Below are 17557 nucleotides of genomic sequence, written 5' to 3'. Positions count from 1 at the left end.
TTCGGAAGGTCCACGGGCTCTCCCGGGGAGTGAGCGGGGGAAGAGGGAAGAACATGTCGAGACTGCCTGGATGGCTGAGCCGCCTCGGCGACAGCGTGAGCCGTATGAGTGAACGCCTGGCCGAGCGGCGCGCGGAGGCGGAACGGGACGACGACGAGCCGTCCGGCGGCCCGTACGGCCAGGCCGGACGACCGGACGCCGGCGCCTCCGGTGCGGTCGCCGGGGAACCCGGCCGGGCCCCGTCCGGAGACGACGCGACGGGCGGGGACGCGGGTGGCACCGCCGGCGAGGACGCCGGCCGGCCCGGCGGTGACACGAAAGGCCCGGCGGGAGGCCCGGCGAAGGCAGGGGCCGGCGCCGGGCGATGGCCCGGCCGGCGCGCACCCGCCGCGCCCACGCCCTCCGTTCCGGCGCCACCCGACTACGCCCCGGCCGTCCCGGCCCGGCCCGATCCCGCCGCCGCGATCCCCTGGGGCATGCGGGTCGCCGCCGAGGCCGGCTGGCGGCTCCTCGTGCTCGCCGGCACGCTCTGGGTCCTGATGAAGGTGATCAGCTCCGTGCAGCTGGTCGTCCTCGCCTTCGTCGCCGCGCTCCTCATCACCGCGCTGCTCCAGCCCACCGTGAAGCGGCTGCGCAGGGCGGGGCTGCCGCGCGGACTCGCCACCGCCGTCACCGCCGTCACCGGCTTCGTGATCATGGGCCTGGTCGGCTGGTTCGTGGTCTGGCAGGTCATGGACAACATCGACAACCTCTCCGACCAGGTGCGCGACGGCATCGAGGAGCTCAAGCGCTGGCTGCTCGACTCCCCCTTCCACGTCACCGAGCAGCAGATCAACGACATCGCGAAGAACCTCAGCGACACCATCGGCTCCAACACCGAGCAGATCACCACGGCCGGGCTCCAGGGCGTGACCGTGGTCGTCGAGGCGCTGACCGGCATACTGCTCGCGATGTTCTCGACGCTCTTCCTGCTGTACGACGGGAAGAAGGTCTGGAACTGGACGCTGAACCTGGTGCCCGCCCAGGCACGGCCCGGCGTCGCGGGCGCCGGCCCGCGGGCCTGGCGGACGCTGACCGCCTATGTGCGCGGAACGGTGATCGTCGCCATGATCGACGCGGTCTTCATCGGACTCGGGCTGTACTTCCTCGACGTCCCGATGGCCGTGCCGCTCGCCGTCTTCATCTTCCTCTTCGCCTTCATCCCGCTCGTCGGCGCCGTCATCTCCGGCGCCCTCGCGGTCGTGGTCGCCCTGGTCACCAACGGGGTGTTCACCGCGCTGATGGTGCTCGTCGTGGTCCTGGCCGTGCAGCAGATCGAGGGCCATGTGCTGCAGCCGTTCATCCTGGGCCGTGCGGTCCGCGTCCACCCGCTCGCCGTGGTCCTCGCGGTCGCGGCCGGCGGACTGACCGCGGGCATCGGCGGCGCGGTGGTGGCGGTTCCGCTGGTCGCGGTCACCAACACGGTGGTCGGCTACCTCCGCGCGTACAGCACCGAACAGGCCCTGCTCAGTACGCCGGAGCCGCGAGGCGCGACCGCCTACCGGGTCGCGCCGACCCCGGCACCGGGATCGGCGGACCGTGACCGTGACCGTGACCAGGGCCAGGATCGGGGCGAGGCGTGATATCAGAACCGGAGCTGGTGGGCGGGACGGTCTTCCCCGCGGTCGAGACCGTACGGATCGAGCCCCCGCCGCCGCGCCCGCCGAGGCCGCGACGCCCGTGGCTGTGGGCGCTCGGCGGCGTGGTGGTGGCGTCGGCGGTGTGGGCCGGCGGACTCTACGCGTACGAACGCTCCCAGGACGGCGGCCCGGACCTCGGCGGATACCGCGCGGTCGAGAATCTGTGCGCGAAGGCCGAGTTGAAGGCGCTCTCCGTGGCGCTCGGGAAGAAGTCGACGGACGCCGAGACCCCGACGGAGAAGCACCCCGCGCTGGACAAGGCGAGATGCTCGACCACGCTCGGCCCGCCCGAGACGGCGTACAACGCCATGATCGTGTACGACCTGCACAAGGTGACCGACCCGGGGCCCGAGTTCGAGCCGGACCTCGGGGAGTCGGGGTTGGACGTCGAGCGGATCGCGGGACTGGGGGAGCAGGCGTTCTTCCACGTCGACGCCGACAACTCCGGCGCGTGGATGCGCGTCCTCGACGGGCAGGTCGAGCTGGAGATCTGGATCTACGTCCAGGAGGACTGGGACGCGGAGACGAACCAGACCGTCCCGACGACGAAGAAGGCCGACCTGTCGGGCATCGACACCGTGCTGGCGCAGGACATGAAGGCGCTGATGGCCGCGCTCAAGAAGTGAGGGAAGGGCCCCGGGGTGCACGACCCCGGGGCCCTTCTCGTCGTACGGGCGGTGCGTGCCGTTACTCGGCCAGCAGCGCTTCCGCGTCCAGCGTCACGCCGACCGCCTGGATCACCGAGGCGATCTTGACGGCCTCCTGGATCGTCTCGCGGTCCACACCGGCCTTGCGGAGCACCTGCTCGTGCGAGTCCAGGCACTGGCCGCAGCCGTTGATCGCGGAGACGGCCAGCGACCACAGCTCGAAGTCGACCTTCTCGACCCCGGGGTTGCCGATGACGTTCATCCGCAGACCGGCGCGCATCGTCCCGTACTCCGGGTCCGACAGCAGGTGCCGGGTCCGGTAGAAGACGTTGTTCATCGCCATGATCGCGGCGGCGGACTTGGCCGCCGTGTACGCCTCGGGCTTGAGATTGGCCTTGGCCTCCGGCTCCAGCTCGGCGAGGACCTTCGGCGAGCGCGAGGCGATCGCGCAGGCGAGGACCGTGCCCCAGAGCTGCTGCTGCGGCAGCTCGCTGTTGCCGATCACCGAACCGAGGTTCAGCTTGAGGTCCTTGGCGAAGTCCGGTATGGCGGACTTGAGTTCGTCGAGAGCCATCTCAGTTCACCCGTCCTTACTCGCCCGAGAGGAGCGCGACCGGGTCCAGCGTGGTCTCGCCCTTGGTCCAGTTGCACGGGCACAGCTCGTCGGTCTGCAGGGCGTCCAGGACCCGCAGGACCTCCTTGGGGTTACGGCCGACGGAGCCGGCGGTCACCATGGTGAACTGGATCTCGTTGTTCGGGTCCACGATGAAGACGGCGCGCTGGGCGAAGCCGTCCGCGCCCTCGACGCCACAGTCACGCATCAGCTCGTGCTTGGAGTCGGCGAGCATCGGGAAGGGCAGGTCACGCAGGTCCGCGTGGTCCTTGCGCCAGGCGTGGTGCACGAACTCCGAGTCGCCCGAGACGCCGAGGATCTGGGCGTCGCGGTCCGCGAACTCGTCGTTCAGCTTGCCGAAGGCGGCGATCTCGGTGGGGCAGACGAAGGTGAAGTCCTTCGGCCAGAAGAACACCACACGCCACTTGCCCTCGTAGGACTTGTGGTCGATCTGCTCGAACTCCTTGCCGCTCTCCAGCGACACGCAGGCGGTCAGGTCGTAGGTGGGGAACTGGTCACCGATAGTGAGCACGCGCTCTCCTTGCAGGTTGGAAGGGTCCCTTTTGGGGCCTTCCGTGAGGGGTTGGACGGGTCACAGCATGGCACGGGGTGCATTGATCAGTGAAATAGCTACACTCGGTCGGGTTGATCGAAGGTGGTTATCAGTGATTCCGGTGCGGCGTGTGAAGCAGCCCAGTCTTTCCCAGCTCAGAGCCTTCGCGGCGGTCGCGGAGTACCTCCACTTCCGGGACGCGGCGGCGTCGATCGGGATGAGCCAGCCGGCGCTCTCGGGCGCGGTTTCGGCTCTCGAAGAGGCACTCGGTGTCCAGCTCCTCGAGCGTACGACGCGCAAGGTGCTGCTCTCGCCCGCGGGGGAGCGGCTCGCGGTGCGGACGAGGGCCGTCCTGGAGACCGTGTCGGAGTTGATGGAGGAGGCGGAGGCGGCGCAGGCGCCCTTCACCGGGGTGCTGCGGCTCGGCGTGATCCCGACCGTCGCCCCGTACCTGCTGCCCACCGTGCTGCGCCTGGTCCACCAGTGCTACCCGGAGCTCGACCTCCAGGTCCACGAGGAGCAGACCTCCTCGCTCCTGGAGGGGCTCGCGGCCGGGCGGCTCGACCTGCTGCTGCTCGCCGTGCCGCTCGGCGTGCCCGGGGTCACCGAACTCCCCCTCTTCGACGAGGACTTCGTGCTCGTCACCCCGCAGGGCCATCCGCTGGCCGGCCGCGACGACATCCCCCGCGAGGCACTGAAGGAGCTCAAGCTGCTGCTCCTGGACGAGGGGCACTGCCTGCGCGACCAGGCCCTCGACATCTGCCGCGAGGCCGGCCGCACCGAGGGCGCGCCGGTCACCACCACCGCGGCGGGCCTCTCCACCCTGGTCCAGCTGGTGGCCGGCGGCCTCGGCGTGACCCTGCTCCCGCGTACGGCGGTCAAGGTCGAGACCGCTCGCAACACCGCCCTGTTCACCGGGCGCTTCACCGCCCCCGCCCCCTCGCGGCGGGTCGCGCTCGCCATGCGGACGGGCGCGGCGCGCCAGGCGGAGTTCGAGGAACTGGCGCACGCCCTGCGCGGCGCGATGAAGCGCCTTCCGGTACGGGTGGTGGGCGACGGCGAGTGAGCCGAAGGGCGCGCCACTGCCGACAGGGGGAGCGCGCAGGCCGCGAGGAACGCGGCCGAGCACGGTCGGCTGTCGACAGTGGCTGAGGCGCCCCGGAGGCGAAGGAGCGTCAGAACGAAGGGGGCTACTCCGTCCTGAGAGCGTCCGCGCGCATCAGCCGCCACAGCGGCGGCAGGCTCAGCAGGGTGACGGCCACGATGAGCGCGGCGCCGACCCCGGTCACCGGCAGGAAGACCCACCAGTCCTCGACCTGAGCGCCGATCATCTTCAGCAGCACCACGCCGAGGCCCAGACCGCCGGCCACCGCGAGCGCCAGGCCCAGCGCGATCGGGACCGCCGTCTGCCACAGGACCGACCAGCTCAAGGTCGTCCGCCGGGTGCCGAACGCGACCAGTGAGGACAGCAGCCGCTTGCGGTCCCGCAGTTGCTCCAGGGTCGTGACCAGCAGCGAGGCCGCCACCAGCAGCATCGTCGCGGTCGCGCCGGCCAGGATGCCGGTGCGGACACTGCTGAACTGCGCGTCCCGCTGGGTGTCCTGCAAGGTCCGGACCCAGGCCAGCGGATCGAGGGACGCGGCCGTGTTCCGTACGTGCTCCGCCGCGTCCGGCACCGCCGGGTCGATCCGCACGCTCACGCCCGCCTCCGGGGCGTCGAGCCGGGAGGCGTCGATCGCCGACGGGGTGGCGAGCACGCCGAACTGGTACTGGCCCACCGGGTCGCGGCGCGCCTCCACCACGCGGGCGGTGTCCGGGATCCGCCACAGCGGCACCGGCTCGCCCCGTTGCGGACCGTCGACGTCCCGCAGGGCGACCTGGGCGCCCGGCTCGGCCGTCCGCCTGACCCATGAGTCCTCGGGGCCACCCTCCGCACCGTGCGCCAGGGCGACGAACACATCGCCGTCCTCGCAGGAGGGCAGGGCGGCCAGCTCTCTGAGCGACGGGCAGTCGGCGACGGTCATCGGGGTGGTGGGGGCGAACTCCTCACCCTGCTTCAACGGCCCGGGCCGCCACACGTGCGACGTGATCGTGCCGATCACCCCTGTGACGCCCTCGGTGTCCGAGAACCTCGCGATCATCTCCCGGGCCTCCGCACCGTCCTGGGCGTCCACGCGGACGTCCAGCTGGGCCCGCGAGGAGTCCATGTTCGTCACCGTCACGAAGTCGTTCTGCATCGCCTGGAAGAGCATCTGGAGCGCGATCGCCCCGGCCGCCGCGACCACGATGCCGCTGACCGCCCTGGCGGCCGTACCGCTGCTCAACTGGAGGCGGCGGACGGCCAGCTGCCAGGCCACCGGGCCGCCGCGCAACCGCCTGACGAAAGCCTCCACCAGCCAGGGGAGGAGAGTGGTGAGACCCGTGAGGGCCAGTACCGAGCCCACCGCGACCCCCACGGTGTCGATCGCGGTGTCGCCCAGGTCGATCGCGCCGGCCATCGGGACGAGCAGGGCCGCCCCGGCCCCGAGGAGCAGCAGCCGCCACCACAGCCGACGGGGCCGCGGGGTCGCCGTACGGACCACGCCGAGCGGCTCGATCGCGACCCCCCGCAGGGCGAAGAGGGTCACCACGACGGCCGAGACGGGCACCACGGCGAAGATCAGCGCGGCGAGCGCCGGTACCGGTACCACGTCGGAGGGGAACGCGTTGACGTCCCACACCTGCACCATGCCCGAGAACCGGCGCCCGACGAGGAAGAACCCGGTACCGCACACGAGGCCGAGCAGCGCCCCCATCAAGGACTCGCCGGCCGCGATCCGCCGGGTCATGGCGGTGTCCGCGCCGACCAGCCGCAGCGCCGCGAGGCGCCGGTCGCGCTGTTCGCCGCCGAATCGGACGGCGGTCGCGATGAAGACGAGCACCGGCAGGAGCAGCACCACGCAGGCGATGAGGACGAGCAGGAGCAGGAAGGCGTTGAACGGTTCGTCCGGCACGGACCAGCCGTACTCCCTGCCGCGTCCGTCGTAGTTGTCGGTGGTGAGGGTGTCGCTGCCGGCGAGGTAACGCAGCTCGGCCGGGCCGATGAGCCCCGCGTCGCCGACGGTGCCGACGACCTTGTACGGCAGCCGGTCGCGCAGCAGCGCGCCGTCCGGGGAGCCGAGCAGTTCGCCCAGCGCGGGGGAGACCAGCATCTCGCCCGGTCCGGGCAGCTTCGCGGCGCCCGGCGGCAGAGCGGCGTCCGGGCCCTCGGGCCGCAGCACCATGCCGGTGACCGTGTCGCCCCGGAAGAGCGTCTGGTGGCGCACGTACAGAAAGGTGTCGCGCCCCGGCTGGAGGGTCTCGTAGCTGGCGTCGGGGTCCCTGACCGACTCGCGCACCTCTCGCTGGAACGTCATGTTCGGCAGAGAGGCGGCGAGCAGCAACAGGGCCACGCCGAGGCCGACGCCGACGGCCGTCAGGAAGGTGCGCAGCAGGCCGCCGCGCCCCCCGGTCACCGCGAACCGGCCGCCGAGTGCCAGGTCCCGGGCCCAGGTACGGAGTCTCATACCGCCCACTCCGAGCTCCGTACCGAACCGTCCCGTACGACGACCTCGCGGTCGGAGTAGGCGGCGACCCGGGCCTCGTGGGTGACGAGGACGACGGCCGCGCCGGTGTCCCGGGAGGCGTCGGTGAGCAGCTGCATCACGCGCTCGCCGTTGAGCGAGTCGAGGGCGCCGGTCGGCTCGTCGGCGAAGATCACCCGCGGGGCGGTGACGAGCGCGCGGGCGACCGCGACCCGCTGGCCCTGGCCGCCGGAGATCTCACCGGGCCGCTTGCCGCCGACGTCCTCGACCTCCAGGCGCGTCAGCCACTCCTCGGCCTTGAGCTCGGCGCTCCGGCGCCGCTCGCCGTTCAGCCGCAGCGGAAGGGCGACGTTCTCGACGCAGGTCAGCTCGGGGACGAGCTGACCGAACTGGAAGACGAAGCCGAAGTCGCTGCGGCGCAGGGCGCTGCGCGCCGCGTCGGGGAGGGAGGTCAGCTCGCGGCCGTCGTAGGTGATGGTGCCGGCGTCCGGCCGGACTATCCCGGCGAGACAGTGCAGCAGCGTGGACTTTCCCGAACCCGAGGGGCCCATCACGGCGACGACCTCGCCGGCCCGGAGGGCGAAGTCGGCGCCCACCAGCGCGGGGGTCGGTCCGTAGGCCTTGTCGATGCCGCTCGCCAGGAGCAGAGGGGCGGTGGTCATCGGCGGATCTCCTCGGCGAGCCGGTCGAGCCGGGCGGCGGTCAGTTCCAGCCAGCGCAGGTCGGCTTCCAGGTGGAAGAGCGCGTGGTCGCAGATCAGCTGGTCCGCGAGGTCGCCGTCCTTCTTGCGCCGGGTCAGCTCCCGCATCAGCCGCAGGTGCTCCGCCCGCTGGACGTCGAGCAGCTCGGCTGCCCCGCGTCCGGTCAGCAGGGCCAGGACGACCTTGGTGTAGAGGGTGGACTGGAGGTACGGCTCCGGCTTCTCGGGCTGCGACAGCCAGCGCTCGACATCCGTGATGCCGGCCTCGGTGATCGCGTACCGCTTCCGCTCCGGGCCGCCGCCGGCCTCGACGCCGTCGACCTCGACGAGGCCGTTCCTCAGGAGCCGGGACATGGTCGAGTAGACCTGCCCGTAGTGCAGCGGCCGGTCGTGGCCGAATCTCTCGTCGAAGGCGCGCTTGAGGTCGTAACCATGGCGCGGACCGGACTCCAGGAGCCCGAGAAGGGTGTGACCGATTGACATGGCGACCACTGTACACCCGGTGTATACGCACGATGTATAGCTGGTCGGCCGACGGATCGTTCTCCGTACGGACGGACTGTGACCGGTCTCGCACAACCATCACGCACCGTGGAGCGTCGGTTTCATAGGAGCGGGTGCTGAACCTCACGTCCGGAAAAGCCGGATCGATCGCCCTTTGTCTGCAAGGGCGGTGTTAGCTTGCTGAGCTGATTCGACGAAGAGTGGAGCGACGGAAGACATGGGCCGAACGGAACGACAGGAGAAGAAGGGCGGGCGGATACGCCGACTCTTCACCTGGAAGAAACTCCTGGGCACGTTCTTCGTCGGCTGCCTGCTCCTCATGGGCGCCTTCTACGTGATCTACCTGATGGTCCCGGTGCCCACGGCCAACGCCCAGGCGACCATGCAGAGCAACGTCTACAAGTACGCGAACGGCAAGATCCTCGCCCGTACCGGCGAGATCAACCGGGAGATCGTCGGTCTGGAGAAGATCCCCAGGGACGTCCAGGACGCCTTCGTCGCCGCCGAGAACAAGACCTTCTACAAGGACAACGGCGTCGACATCAAGGGCACCGCCCGCGGCGCCCTGAACACCGTCACCGGCAAGGGCAAACAGGGTGGTTCGACCATCACCCAGCAGTACGTCAAGAACTACTACCTGGACCAGGACCAGACGGTCACCCGCAAGCTCAAGGAAATGGTGATCGCGCTCAAGGTCGACCAGCGCATGGCGAAGAGCGAGATCCTCGCCGGCTACATCAACACCAGCTACTACGGCCGCAGCGCCTACGGCATCCAGGCCGCCGCGCAGTCGTACTACGGTGTCGACGCCTCCAAGCTGAACGTCGCCCAGGGCGCCTACCTCGCCTCCCTGCTCCAGGCCCCCAACCAGTACGACTGGACCGCCGCCTCCGCGACCGGGCGCAAGCTCGTCGAGGAGCGCTGGAACTACACCCTCGACAACATGGTCGAGGAGGGCTGGCTCGACCCCGCCAAGCGCGCCGGGCTCACCTTCCCCGTCCCGCAGAAGCCCAAGGCCGCCCCCGGCATGGAAGGCCAGCGGGGCTACCTCGTCGAGGCCGCCAACCAGGAGCTGATGCGCCAGGGCCTGCGCGAGGAGGACATCAGGGCCGGCGGCTGGACGATCACCCTCAACATCGACGAGAAGAAGCAGAACGCGCTCGTCGCGGCCGTCGAGCGGCAGCTCGAGGCCAAGCTCGACCGCAAGGGCGACGAGAAGGACGCGACCGTCCAGGCCGGTGCCACCTCGGTCGACCCGAAGACCGGCAAGGTCCTCGCGCTCTACGGCGGCGTCGGTGCCACCGAGCACTGGACGTCGAACGCCACCCGCCGCGACTACCAGCCCGCCTCGACCTTCAAGCCGATCGTCCTCGCCTCCGCCCTCGAGAACGACGCGAAGACGCAGGACGGCCGGAGGATCGGCCTCGGCACGATCTACGACGGCACCAGCCGGCGGCCGGTCGAGGGCAGCGACGTGCCGTTCGCCCCGGAGAACGAGGACGACCGGCGGTACGGCCCCGTCACCGTCCAGAAGGCCACCAACAGCTCCATCAACTCCGTCTACGCCCAGATGATCGTGGACGTCGGCCCCGGCAACGTGAAGAAGACCGCCCTCGACCTCGGTATGAAGGACGGCCCGGACTTCGGCGAGAGCCCCGCGATGTCGCTCGGCACCATGGGCGCCTCCACCTGGGACATGGCCGCCGTCTACGCGACGCTCGACAACCACGGCGTCAAGGTCACCCCGACCATCGTGAAGTCCGCGCAGCACAAGGACCGCAGGGCCGACCCGGTGAAGCCGATCGGCGCCCAGGTCATCAGCCGCGAGACCGCCGACACCGTCACCAAGGCGATGACCGGAGTCGTCCGCAGCGGCTCGGGCTTCCGCGCGGCCGGCGACTACCACGCGGCGGGCAAGACCGGCACCTCGGAGAACAACCGCTCCGCCTGGTTCGTCGGCTACACCCCCGAACTGGTCACCGCCGTCGGCCTCTTCGGCGAGGACATCAAGGGCAACCAGGTCACCCTCACCGACACGATCAACGAGGGCCGCGCCAACGGCGGCAGGACCCCGGCCCAGATCTGGGGCGACTACACCACCCGGGCGCTCGGCGGCGGCTCCGACGCCCGCTTCGACCTGGAGACCGACGGTTCGGCCGTCACCGAGCCGGACGCCCCGGCCCCGACCGGGACGACGACCGGGTCCCCGGACCCGACAGCGCCCGCCACCCCCACCGGGTCGCCCGACCCGACGCCCCCGCCGACGCCGACGACCACCACGCCGCCGCAGCCGACGGGCACGATCACGATCCCGCCGCCGCCGACGGAGACCACGGATCCGACGGAGCCGACCGGCCCGCCGGTCGATCCCCCGGTGGGCGGCGAGGGTGAACGGGACGATCGGCGACGAGCCGGGCAGTGACGCGATGACGCGATGACGCGATGACGCGATGACGCGACGAAGGCCGGGCCCGGAAGGGGCCCGGCCTTCGCCGTGGACGTGGTCCGCACGGCCCGGGCGGTTCGGTCCCTCAGCTCCGCGTCGGCAGCTCGAACCAGACCACCTTGCCGCCGGAGAGCCGCGTCGCCCCCCACCGCCTGGCCAGCCGGTTCACCAGGAAGAGACCCCGGCCGCCCTCGTCCGTGTCCCGCGCCCGCCGCTGCCGGGGCAGCTGCGGGGAATCGTCCCCGACCTCGCAGCGCAGCACATCGGTCCGCAGCAGCCGCAGCGTCACCGGCCGCTCCGCGTACCGCACCGCGTTCGTGACGACCTCGCTGATCAGAAGTTCGACCGAGTCGGACAGCTCCTCCAGGTCCCAGCGGGCCAGGGCCCGCCGGGCCAGGCGCCTCGCCCGCCCCGGGGCCGCGTCCTCCGGCTCCAGGAACCAGTACGCCACGTCGCTCGGCGCGATCCCGTCGAACCGGGCCGCGAGCAGCGCGATGTCGTCGTCCCGGTCGCCCGGGCCGAGCATGTCCAGGACGTCGTCGCAGAGCGCCTCCAGCGGCGGCGAGTGGTCCGGACCGGTCAGCTGGGCCGTCGCCGCGAGGCGCTCCCGCAGCTGCTCGATACCGGTCCACACGTCCCGCAGCCGGGACTCGACCAGCCCGTCGGTGTAGAGCAGCAGCGTGGCCCCGGCCGGGGCGTCCAGCTCGACCGCCTCGAAGTCGACCCCGCCCACGCCGATCGGCGCCCCCGGCGGGACCCGCAGCACCTCCGCCCGGCCGCCCAGGTGGAGCAGTATCGGCGGCGGATGGCCGGCGTTGGCGATGGTGATCCGGTGCGAGACGGGGTCGTACACCGCGTACAGGCAGGTCGCCATCCGGTCCTGGCCGAGCCGCTGGGCCTGCTCGTCCAGGTGGTGCAGCACCTCCTGCGGCGGCAGGTCGAGGCCGGCCAGCGTCTGCGCCGTGGTCCGCAGCTGGCCCATGATCGCGGCCGAGGTCATGGAGTGACCCATCACGTCACCCACGACCAGCGCGACCCGGCTGCCGGGCAGCGGGATCGCGTCGTACCAGTCGCCGCCCACCCGGGCCGTCTCGGCGGCCGGCAGGTATCGGGACGCCAGCCGGACGCCAGTGGGCTGCGGCAGCGAGTCCGGCAGCATGGTGCGCTGCAGCTCGTCGGCGATGTACGCCTCGCGTCCGTACAGCACGGCCTTGTCGATGCCGAGTGCGGTGTGCGTCGCCAGCTGGGCGGCGACGAGCAGGTCGTTGGGTTCGAAACCGGGCCGCTCGGGGCGGCGCAGGAAGACGGCGGCGCCGATCACCCGGCGCCGGCCGCGCAGCGGGGCGAGGATCGCCCGATGCCCGCCGGGGACCGGATGGTCCCCGCCGAGCAGCTCGGGCAGCGCGGCCCGGGCGGCGGCGGAGTCGCCGAAGACCGGCCGCACCCCGCGCAGCACCTCGGCGAGCGCCCCGCCGGAGCGGACCTCGCACAGCTCGGCCGCCGGCGTCGGGTCGGGATCCGGGACGAGCACCAGCTCCTCGCCCTCCAGGTCCGTTAACCGCAGCCGGTCGGTGCGGCGCAGCCGCAGCACGAACGGCGCGACCGGCCGCTCGTCGCCCACCGGGAGCGGGTCGCGCAGATAGACCAGGATCGCGTCGGAGAAGGTCGGCACCGTGGCCCGGCAGAGACCGAGCACGATCTCGTCCAGATCTATCCCGCGTGCGATCCGCCGGGTCGCCGCCCCCACGAACCGGAGCCGGTCCCCCTCGTGCCGCGCGGCGAGCCCGTCCGGGGCGCCCTGCGGGCCCTGCGCGGCGGTGACCGCCATCGCGGCCGACGCCGTGCCGGCCTGCGCCGACGCCCCGCCGCCGGGCGGCGTGACGGGAACCGCCGCGACGGGCGGACCGGCCTGCGCCGGCAGGACGGGCCACTCGCGGCCGGAATCCTCACCGGACACGGACGAGGCGGCGGGCACGCGGCGCGTGTCGGCTCCCGCCCCCGCGGCGGCGTGTCCCTCCTCGGAGGAGGGCCTGGCGGGGGAGTCGTGCCCGTGCTCGTGCGCCGGACCGCCGCGCGCGACCGCCCGCGAGCGCCCGGCGGACGGGCCGGGCTGCCCCGGAACCGGCACGTCGGCCGCGGCGGCCGGAGCGCCCGCCCCGGCCGCCTCCTGCCGGGGGCGGGCGCGCTCCTGCGGCCGGGCAGCAGGCGGCTGGCGGCCTTCGTGGGAGGTGGGATGCTCCGTCACGCGTGGGATTCCGTCCGTCCGGGCCGGTGGTGCGATGCACTCGCTCTTCTCGCCGATGCCGCGCCTTCACCGGGGATAAACCCCCGGCGAGCGGTGGATGTGAATGCCTCGCGAGCGGCGGCTACGACAGGGGTCGGCACACCCGGGCACACGTCCGGCACTGCTCTCCCCCTCATGAATGACTTGCGGTCAGGTCCTGTGCTCTGCTCAGTGGTTGACGGCTCGTTCGGTGGATCATCGTCTTGCGGAGGACGATCCTACGTTTGCACCCCGGGGGCGCATCAAGGGTCTCACGGTGCGGTGTGCGCCGGGGTGCGATCCCAGTCGGCCGGCAGCTCGGGCACGGTCCATCCCGGATCGGGCCGCCAGTCCTCCCACCCGTCCGAGAACGGCGTGCCCCACGCCCGGATCACCTCGACCGCTGCGCTTCCCGCGGCCCGTACCCGCGCGGCCTGCGCCGCGTTCATCAGACCGGCCCGCTGGGCCTGCGCGAACTCGTCCTCGTCACGCCACAGCCAGCTGCGGTCGGGGTAGACGGAGATGTCGAGGAAGTGGTCCTCGGAGTCGACGCCGCCGGCCCACCGGGTCCGCGGCTCCTCGAGGTTCACGTACCAGCTGCGGAAGCTCCAGCCGCGCTCCCAGAACAGCCAGACCGACCAGGGGTCCCCCGGCCGGGCCAGCTTCAGTACGCCTGTGCCGAACCAGCGCGACCGCGCGGTGGTGCGCGGGGCGGTGTAACGGGTGGCGAGCGGCTCCTCGTGCACGGGAGTCCCGTCGGCCAGCACCGGGCGGACGCACTCGGTGCCCGGCGCCATCCAGACGGCGAGCAGCTCGTCCGTGTCCTGGACGACGGTCACCGGCCGGCAGATGTGCACGTCGCCGGAGCCGTTGCCGCGGTAGCGCCAGAGGATGTGCTCCCCCGGCGCCCAGTGCTGAGGGCCGCCCGATCCTGTCATGCGCAGATCTTAGGGGCGGGCCCCCGTGAACGCTGCGGCACAGGTCACGGATGAGTCATGCGCAGCACGTCGAGGGCCTCGTCGAGCTGCTCGACCGTCAGGGCGCCGCGCTCGACGTAGCCGGACTCCAGCACCACCTCACGGATCGTCTTCCGCTCGGCCAGGGACTTCTTGGCCACCTTGGCCGCCTCCTCGTAGCCGATGTACTTGTTCAGCGGTGTGACGACGGACGGTGACGACTCGGCGTACTCCCTGGCCCGTTCGACGTTGGCGGTGATCCCGTCGACCGTACGGTCCGCGAGGAGGCGCGAGGCGTTGGACAGCAGCCGCACGGACTCCAGCAGGTTCTTGGCGATCACCGGCAGCATCACGTTGAGCTCGAAGTTCCCCGCCGCGCCCGCCACCGCGACCGTGGTGTCGTTCCCGGTCACCTGCGAGGCGACCATCAGGACCGCCTCGGGAACGACGGGATTCACCTTCCCCGGCATGATCGACGACCCGGGCTGGAGGTCGGGGAGATTGATTTCGGCCAGGCCCGTGCGCGGGCCGCTCGCCATCCAGCGCAGATCGTTGGAGATCTTCGTCAGCGAGACGGCGATGGTCCTGAGCTGGCCGGACGCCTCCACCAGACCGTCGCGCGCGCCCTGCGCCTCGAAGTGGTCCCGGGCCTCGGTGAGCGGCAGGCCGGTCGCCTCGGCGATCTCGTCGATGACCGCGGCGGAGAAGCCGGGCGGGGTGTTGATCCCGGTGCCCACCGCCGTACCGCCCAGCGGCAGTTCGGCGAGCCGGGGCAGCGAGGCGCGCAGCCGCTCGATGCCGTACCGGACCTGGGCCGCGTAACCGCCGAACTCCTGACCCAGGGTCACGGGCGTGGCGTCCATCAGGTGTGTACGGCCGGACTTCACCACGGCCGCGAATTCGGCCGATTTCCGCTCCAGCGAGGCCGCCAGGTGGTCGAGGGCGGGGATGAGGTCGTGGAGGACGGCGGCCGTGGCGGCGATGTGGATCGAGGACGGGAAGACGTCGTTGGACGACTGGGAGGCGTTCACATGGTCGTTGGGGTGGACCTCCCGGCCGTCGGGGAGCCGCTCGGTGGCCAGGGTGGCGAGGACCTCGTTCATGTTCATGTTGGACGAGGTGCCGGAGCCGGTCTGGAAGACGTCGACCGGGAAGTGTTCGTCCCATCGGCCCTCGGCGACCTCGGCGGCGGCGGCCATGACGGCATCCGCGAGGTCCTGGTCGATCACGCCGAGCGCGGCGTTGACCTTGGCGGCGGCGGCCTTGATCCGGGCGAGGGCCTCGATGTGGCTGCGCTCCAGGCGCTGGCCCGAGACGGGGAAGTTCTGTACCGCCCGTTGGGTCTGGGCGCGCCATTTGGCGTGGGCGGGGACCCGCACCTCACCCATGGAGTCGTGCTCGATCCGGTAACCGTGGTCGTCACTCATGTCACTCATCCTCGTCAACCTCCTGCAAAAGTTGAGCACTTGTCTTGTTCCATGTATTCCCAAGGCGCGTACCGGCCAGTAAAAACCGTGGGTAACCCCACCTCCAGGAGGCGCAATGAGGCGCACCAGGCGCAGATTCCGCTGGACGATCGCGGCCACGGCCGCGGCTGCCGCGGCCTTGGGAACCATGTCAGCCGCGGCACCCGCCGGTGCGGCTGACACCGCAACGGGCCCCCGTACGGCGGCATCCGTACCGCTCTCGCCCGAGCTGGAGGCCATCCGCGCCGCCGAGGCCACCAAGATCTACGGTGACCCGGCCGAGCGGCCGTTCGCCCAGCGCAGGACCGGTCTCATCTCGCTCGGCGACAGCGAGATCTCGGGCGAGGGCGTCGGCACCTACGAGCCGCCCACCAACGGTCCCACCAACTGGTGCCACCGCTCGCCCGAAGCCGCCGTCCACCGCACCGGGATCCCCGCGGACCTCACGTTCAACGTGTCCTGTTCCGGCGCCTACAGCGGCAACATCCGGATCGGCGGCTCGAAGCAGTACGCCGACGAGCTCGTCCAGAGCGACAACCTCGCCATCAAGGCCCGCAACACCCGTATCAAGATGGTGCTGCTCGTCGCCGGAGCCAACGACGACCTGCAGTTCGGGCCCGTCATGACCGACTGCGTCACCCGCTACCTCACCCTCCAGGGCCCCTGCGCGCCGAAGTACGCCCCCGGCTGGCAGGCCCGCGTCGACGCGCTCGTCCCCAAGGTCGAGCAGACCGTGCGCGACCTGAAGACCGTGATGCGCGATGCCGGTTACGCCGACGGCGACTACAAGCTGGTCGTCATGGGCTACCCGAGCCCGATCGGTCCGGACTTCCACGACAACCCGAACTTCCCCGGCAAGCTCTCCTGCGGCGGACTCGGCTACGACTCCGACACCGTCTGGGGCCGTGACACCGCCGTGCCCGCCTTCGAACGCGGCATGCGCAAGGCCGCCGCCGACACCGGCGCCGTCTACCTCGACAACTCGCGGCTCTTCCACGGCCACGAGGTCTGCATGGAGGACCCCTGGGCCCGCGGTCTCTACATCGACCTCTCCAAGCCGGGCACCCCGGACGAGAACTCCGTCCGGCAGTCCTTCCACCCCAACGCGCGCGGACACGCGGCCTTCGCGTCCTGCCTCACCCAGATCTACGGCTCCGGTCTGCGGGAGGCCAGTTGCGCGGACGTCGACTCCTCCGGGAAGCCGACCCTCTTCCCGTACGCCTGGGACGACGTCTACAAACCGCTGAAGAACGGGGCGACCGGCAACTGCGTGGACGTCGAGGCGGCCTCCTCGAAGAACGGCACCGGCGTGGTCGGCTGGGACTGCCACGGCGGGCGCAACCAGGGCTGGTGGTACGACTCCGGGCGACGGACGTTCCACACCGAGCTCACCCAGGACCGCTGCCTGGACGTCCCGGGCGCCCGCTACCAGGCGGGTACCGCGGTGATCCTCTGGAACTGCTCGGGCGCGGCGAACCAGCGGTTCGTCCGCGACGGGGCCACGATCCGGCCGGCGGCCGCGACAGGGCTCTGCCTGACGCAGGGGGCGGCGAAGGAGCCGCTGCGGCTCCAGAGCTGCGACGGCTCGGCGAACCAGCGGTTCGTGTAACCGGTCCGTTCGGCCGTACCGACGCCATGGCCCCCGCCCGGTGCGGGGCGGGGGCCACGGCGTGCTCGGCTCAGAGCGCCTTCACGCTGTCGCGGGCCAGTTCGTACGCGGGAAGCATCTCCCGGTGCTCCTGCGTGTCGAGCCCTCCGAGGTGGACGATCACGGTCCCCTTCGGGGTGGAGACGGCGAAGGCACGCTCCTCCTTGGACTCCTCCATGATCTTGTTGTAGACCGTGTACGTCACCTCGGTGGCGGGCAGCCCACCCGCCTTCGTCTCCTTGTAGACCACCTTCGAGGTGTTCTCCTCGGCCTTCACGAACCCTTCGAGCGCCGTACGGGCCCGGCCCTTGCCGGCGCTCCAGACCCGCATATAGCCGATGTTCCCGGCCGGCTTCGCGTCGATCTCGCAGACCATCGTCGCCGGGCCCTGCTTGCCGAGCGCGGCGAAGACCTCGTCGTCGGAGGCGTGGACGGCCTTCGGCTTCCACTGGGCGGCCAGGTCGAAGGAGACCGGGAGCGGGCAGGCGGTGCCCGGGGCGCCGAGGGAGGCCTTCGGGG

Annotated in this window: 14 protein-coding genes; 5 read left to right on the top strand and 9 right to left on the bottom strand. The window is 71.5% G+C overall.

From position 1 onward, the window contains the following. Nucleotides 1–104: 104 nt before the first annotated feature. Together IE136_RS14750 and IE136_RS14745 are read left to right on the top strand one after the other, a co-directional pair. Entirely contained in the window at nucleotides 105–1622 is a 1518-nt protein-coding gene (locus IE136_RS14750; protein ID WP_373309068.1) for an AI-2E family transporter, read from the top strand. Next, a complete protein-coding gene (locus IE136_RS14745; protein WP_158989903.1) occupies nucleotides 1619–2305 on the top strand; it encodes a hypothetical protein in 687 nt (228 codons plus the stop codon). The genes IE136_RS14750 and IE136_RS14745 overlap by 4 nt, the downstream gene beginning before the upstream one ends. Nucleotides 2306–2366: 61 nt before the next feature. Here IE136_RS14745 and IE136_RS14740 read toward each other — a convergent pair whose 3' ends face one another. Together IE136_RS14740 and IE136_RS14735 are read right to left on the bottom strand one after the other, a co-directional pair. Continuing rightward, nucleotides 2367–2900: an alkyl hydroperoxide reductase gene (locus IE136_RS14740; protein WP_147980985.1), complete on the bottom strand. Its 534-nt coding sequence runs from the start codon at nucleotides 2898–2900 to the stop codon at nucleotides 2367–2369. Between the two features lie 16 nt (nucleotides 2901–2916). Next, on the bottom strand, nucleotides 2917–3471 hold the full coding sequence (locus IE136_RS14735; protein WP_158989905.1) for a peroxiredoxin: 555 nt from the start codon (nucleotides 3469–3471) through the stop codon (nucleotides 2917–2919). 151 nt (nucleotides 3472–3622) lie between these two features. On the opposite strand from IE136_RS14735, the gene IE136_RS14730 reads away from it, so the two are divergent. Further along, entirely contained in the window at nucleotides 3623–4558 is a 936-nt protein-coding gene (locus tag IE136_RS14730; RefSeq protein ID WP_229818845.1) for a hydrogen peroxide-inducible genes activator, read from the top strand. 124 nt (nucleotides 4559–4682) lie between these two features. On the opposite strand, the gene IE136_RS14725 is transcribed toward IE136_RS14730, so the two are convergent. From IE136_RS14725 to IE136_RS14715, 3 genes are read right to left on the bottom strand one after another with little or no spacing between them, the layout of a single operon-like run. After that, nucleotides 4683–7037, bottom strand: a complete 2355-nt coding sequence (locus tag IE136_RS14725; RefSeq protein ID WP_189600543.1) for an FtsX-like permease family protein — start codon at nucleotides 7035–7037, stop codon at nucleotides 4683–4685. Beyond that, a complete protein-coding gene (locus tag IE136_RS14720; protein WP_158989911.1) occupies nucleotides 7034–7717 on the bottom strand; it encodes an ABC transporter ATP-binding protein in 684 nt (227 codons plus the stop codon). Before IE136_RS14720 ends, IE136_RS14725 begins: the two co-directional genes overlap by 4 nt. Next, nucleotides 7714–8238, bottom strand: a complete 525-nt coding sequence (locus tag IE136_RS14715; RefSeq protein WP_158989913.1) for a PadR family transcriptional regulator — start codon at nucleotides 8236–8238, stop codon at nucleotides 7714–7716. Before IE136_RS14715 ends, IE136_RS14720 begins: the two co-directional genes overlap by 4 nt. Before the next feature lie 238 nt (nucleotides 8239–8476). Here IE136_RS14715 and IE136_RS14710 point away from each other — a divergent pair, with 238 nt between their 5' ends. Continuing rightward, nucleotides 8477–10681: a transglycosylase domain-containing protein gene (locus IE136_RS14710; protein WP_189600542.1), complete on the top strand. Its 2205-nt coding sequence runs from the start codon at nucleotides 8477–8479 to the stop codon at nucleotides 10679–10681. A 109-nt stretch (nucleotides 10682–10790) separates the two neighbouring features. Here IE136_RS14710 and IE136_RS14705 read toward each other — a convergent pair whose 3' ends face one another. The 3 genes from IE136_RS14705 to IE136_RS14695 all read right to left on the bottom strand — a co-directional run bounded on the left by IE136_RS14705 (nucleotide 10791) and on the right by IE136_RS14695 (nucleotide 15351). After that, a complete protein-coding gene (locus IE136_RS14705) occupies nucleotides 10791–12950 on the bottom strand; it encodes a SpoIIE family protein phosphatase (RefSeq protein ID WP_189600541.1) in 2160 nt (719 codons plus the stop codon). 290 nt (nucleotides 12951–13240) lie between these two features. After that, nucleotides 13241–13906 carry a cytidylyl-2-hydroxypropylphosphonate hydrolase gene (gene fomD, locus IE136_RS14700; RefSeq protein ID WP_158989919.1) on the bottom strand — a complete coding sequence of 222 codons (666 nt, stop codon included), beginning with the start codon at nucleotides 13904–13906 and terminating at the stop codon, nucleotides 13241–13243. Between the two features lie 44 nt (nucleotides 13907–13950). Then, a complete protein-coding gene (locus IE136_RS14695; protein WP_189600540.1) occupies nucleotides 13951–15351 on the bottom strand; it encodes a class II fumarate hydratase in 1401 nt (466 codons plus the stop codon). A 115-nt stretch (nucleotides 15352–15466) separates the two neighbouring features. Between IE136_RS14695 and IE136_RS14690 the strand changes: the two genes are divergently transcribed. After that, nucleotides 15467–16999: a ricin-type beta-trefoil lectin domain protein gene (locus IE136_RS14690; protein ID WP_158989923.1), complete on the top strand. Its 1533-nt coding sequence runs from the start codon at nucleotides 15467–15469 to the stop codon at nucleotides 16997–16999. Between the two features lie 70 nt (nucleotides 17000–17069). On the opposite strand, the gene IE136_RS14685 is transcribed toward IE136_RS14690, so the two are convergent. After that, nucleotides 17070–17557: lipoprotein (locus IE136_RS14685; RefSeq protein WP_229818844.1), on the bottom strand; the 488-nt coding region annotated here is incomplete at its 5' end.

Origin of the sequence: Streptomyces lateritius, assembly GCF_014649715.1 — a bacterium.
GTDB classification, from domain to species: Bacteria; Actinomycetota; Actinomycetes; order Streptomycetales; family Streptomycetaceae; genus Streptomyces; species Streptomyces lateritius.
Note: the sequence above shows the minus strand (reverse complement) of the source record. Positions and strands in the feature narration are given on the sequence as shown.